At 67.6% G+C, this 3391-nt stretch carries 3 protein-coding genes; 2 read left to right on the top strand and 1 reads right to left on the bottom strand.

The annotated features are described in order from the left end of the window. Window positions 1-177 precede the first annotated feature (177 nt). Together ACE3UY_RS00635 and ACE3UY_RS00630 are read left to right on the top strand one after the other, a co-directional pair. On the top strand, window positions 178-1272 hold the full coding sequence (locus tag ACE3UY_RS00635) for a redox-regulated ATPase YchF (protein WP_374685623.1): 1095 nt from the start codon (window positions 178-180) through the stop codon (window positions 1270-1272). Between the two features lie 118 nt (window positions 1273-1390). Then, on the top strand, window positions 1391-2464 hold the full coding sequence (locus ACE3UY_RS00630; RefSeq protein ID WP_374685622.1) for a hypothetical protein: 1074 nt from the start codon (window positions 1391-1393) through the stop codon (window positions 2462-2464). Between the two features lie 66 nt (window positions 2465-2530). Here the strand turns inward: ACE3UY_RS00630 and ACE3UY_RS00625 are convergent. Beyond that, window positions 2531-3391 (bottom strand): hypothetical protein (locus ACE3UY_RS00625; protein WP_374685621.1); only part of this gene is annotated, 861 nt, incomplete at its 5' end.

Here is a 3391-nt window from a genome sequence, read left to right as displayed (position 1 = left end):
CTTCTTTCCACGGCTATAGATATACTCAATGCGCCGCTCAACAAACTCTTCTCCACCGCAGTAGTAGCACTTGTTTTGTGTGTCCATCTAGTCGGTTGCCCTCGTCCAGGGATCGAAAAACTTGGGATGTATGATGTATTATATAGAAGCCGTTCTTTCCTGTTATACTCTCCGTCTATGAAACTTGGCATCATCGGCCTGCCCTCCTCAGGCAAGACCACCATCTTCAACGCCCTCACCCTGGGCAACGCCCCCACCGGCCAGAGCATGGGCGGGCGCTTTGACGTGCTGACAGCCGTCGTGGATGTGCGCGACCCCCGCGTGGACGTGCTCAGCCGCATGTTCCAGCCCGAAAAGACGACCTACGCCCGCATCACCTACAGTGACGTGGCCGGCCTCCAGAAGCGCGAGGGGGAAGCCGCCGGCAGCGGCCTCAACCCGCAACTGCTCAACCACCTCTCCGGCCTGGAAGGCTTCGTCCACGTCGTGCGCGCCTTCGAGAACGCCAGCGTGCCCCACCCCGACGGCCGCGTCGATGCCGCCCGCGATCTGGCCGCGCTTGACACGGAGTTCCTGCTCAACGATCTCGGCGTCGTCGAGCGGCGCATCGAGAAAATCCAGGAAGGCTTGAAAAAGGGCGCGTCGAAGGACAAGGCGGCGGCCACGGCCGAGCTGGCCCTGTTCGAGCAAATGAATGAGACGCTGACCGCCGATCGCCCGCTGCGCGTCCTCGACCTGACCGACGAGCAGATCAAGGGGCTGCGCGGCTACGGCCTGCTGACGCTCAAGCCCAAGGTCGTCCTCATCAACACCGGCGACGACCAGGACGCTCCCGCCCTCGCCTACGACTACCCCCACACCATCGTCGCCCCCATCCGCGGCCGGCTGGAGATGGAACTGGCCCAACTGAGCGCCGCCGGCGACGAAGAGACATTGGCGATGTTCATGGAGGAGTATGGCGTCACGGAACTCAGCCTCGACCGCGTCATCCATCTCAGCTACGACCTGATGGGGCTACAATCCTTCTTCACCGTGGGCGAGGACGAGGTGCGCGCCTGGGAAGTGAAGCGCGGGGCCACGGCCGTCGACGCCGCCGGCGTCATCCACACCGATCTGGCCAAGGGCTTCATCCGCGCCGAGGTGGTGCACTACGATGACCTGACCGCCCTCGGCGGCCTGGCCCAGGCCCGCACCGCCGGCAAGCTGCGCCAGGAAGGCAAGACCTATCACGTCCAGGACGGCGACGTCATCAACATCAAATTCAACCTGTAGTCAATTACGAATTATGAATTAGGAATTAGGAATCAAAGATCCCCGTTCTTCGATTCCTAATTCCTAATTCTCTTCGGAACCTCTATGGCCGGGGCGTCGTCTGGTAGGTAGAGGTATCATGTCCATCAGAATCCGTCATCTATTGCCGTTTATTCTATTGCTGGCCCTGGCGTCGCTGAGCGCCTGCGGCGGCGCGGCCGGGCCGGACCTGGTCATCCCCACCGTGGCCGCCACGGCCGACCCGAATCTGCCCACGGTGACCGCGCCCACGGCTGCCGCGCCGACAGCCACGAGCCTGTCCACCTTACCCCCGCCGCCCACCGCCGCGCCCACGGTTACCGCCACGCCGCTACCGCTGCCGTCACCCACGCCCGTGCCGCCCTCGCCCACGGCTGTGCCGCCCACCGCCATACCGCCGACGGCCGTCCCGCCCACGGCGACCCCCGTCGCCAACGTCGAGCCGAGCTACCAGGTCGCCTTCGTGGCCGCCAACGACACGCTCAACGTCCGCCGCCAGCCGGGCGCGGGGTCGCCCCTCGTCGGCCGGCTGGCCGCCAACGCCACGGGCATCCGCGTCGTCGGCCAGGGCCAGGGCGTGCGCGACGGCGGGCTGTGGCTGCCGGTCGAGACCTCCGTCGGCGAGGGCTACGTCAACAGCCGCTACCTGACCGAGTCGATCAGCCGTGAGGCGTTCTGCGCCGATCCGGCGGTGACGACGCTGCTGGCCCAACTGCAAACGGCCATCGCCCAGGAAGACGCGGCGCTGCTCGACGAACTGGTTCACCCGCAGCGCGGGCTGCGCCTGCGCCTGAACTGGTGGAACGAGGAGATCGTCGTGCGCGACCAGGAGGTGGAACGCCTCTTCCGGGAGCGCAACGGCGAGGTCTACAACTGGGGTACGAACGAGGGCAGCGGCGAGCGCATCCGCGGCACGTTCCGCGAGGTGATGCTGCCCTTCTTGCAAAAAGACCTGCTGGCCGCCACCCAGTGGAATTGCGACGCCCTCCAACAGGGGCCAACGGCGGGCATGACCATCCTGCCCGAGGGGTATGAGGCGGTGCACTTCTACAGCGCCCACCGTCCCGCGCCGGCCGACGTGGAGTTCGACTGGGGCACCTGGGCCGTCGGCGTCGAGCGCTGGGAAGGGCGCTACTACGTCAGCTACCTCGTGCACTACCGCTACGAAGTATAGGGGCTAGGGGCCAAGGGCCAGGTTCTAGGGGAAGAGCGCTCTTCCCTGGCCCCTGGCCCCTAGAACCTATCCCCTAAGCACGTGCGTCACCGCCGTCGCTCCCATCCCGCCCAGATTCTGGGCCAGGCCAACGCGCGCCCCGGCCACCTGGCAATCGCCCGCCTGGCCGCGCAACTGCTGGGCCAGCTCCACCAACTGGTAGACGCCCGTCGCGCCCATCGGGTTGCCGCGCGCCTTCAGCCCGCCGAACGTGCTGATGGGCACACGGCCGTCGCGCCGGATGTGGCCGTCACGGGCCAGTTGCCAGCCCTCGCCCCGCGCCGCGAAGCCGCACGCCTCCAGCGACAGCGCGGCCATGATGGTGTAGGAGTCGTGCAGTTCGAACACGTCGATGTCGTCCGGCGTCAGGCCGGCCGCGGCCAGCGCCCGTTGCGCGCTGCGCTCGGCCGCGCTCAGCCACAGCAGGTCGCGCCGGTCGTGCAGCGCCACCGCGTCCGTCGCCAGCGCCGAGGCCGCCACCCGCACCGGCCGGGCCACCCTGTCGGCCGCCCGCTCACTGTCGGTGATGATGATGGCCGCCGCGCCGTCGCCGGCCGGGGCTTCGTCGAACAGGCTGACCGGGTCGGCCACCATCGGCGCGGCGGTGAACGCCTCCGGCTTCAGGCGGTTGCGATACATCGCCCGCGGGTTGGCGGCGGCGTTGGCATGGGCGTTCACGCTAAAGCCGGCAAAATCGGCCAGGGTCACGCCATAATCGTGCAGGTAGCGACGCATCAGCAGCGCCCCCGCCCCGGTCAGCGTCTGGCCGTGGATGGCCTCGTAGTCGGCGTCGAGCGAGGTCGCCAGCGCGGCCAGCACCGGCGCGCCCGTCTCGTCCGTCACCTTCTCCACGCCGACCACCAGCGCCGTCTCCACCAGTCCGCTCCG

This window comes from Promineifilum sp. (SeqCode) (assembly GCF_041918635.1).
Lineage (GTDB): Bacteria > Chloroflexota > Anaerolineae > Promineifilales > Promineifilaceae > Promineifilum.
This window is presented reverse-complemented; position numbering and strand designations above follow the sequence as displayed.

Excerpts from the sequence above, each read along its gene's own strand:
- ACE3UY_RS00630 (WP_374685622.1), top strand. The coding sequence starts at position 1,391 with ATGTCCATCAGAATCCGTCATCTATTGCCGTTTATTCTATTGCTGGCC.
- ACE3UY_RS00635 (WP_374685623.1), top strand. The coding sequence starts at position 178 with ATGAAACTTGGCATCATCGGCCTGCCCTCCTCAGGCAAGACCACCATC.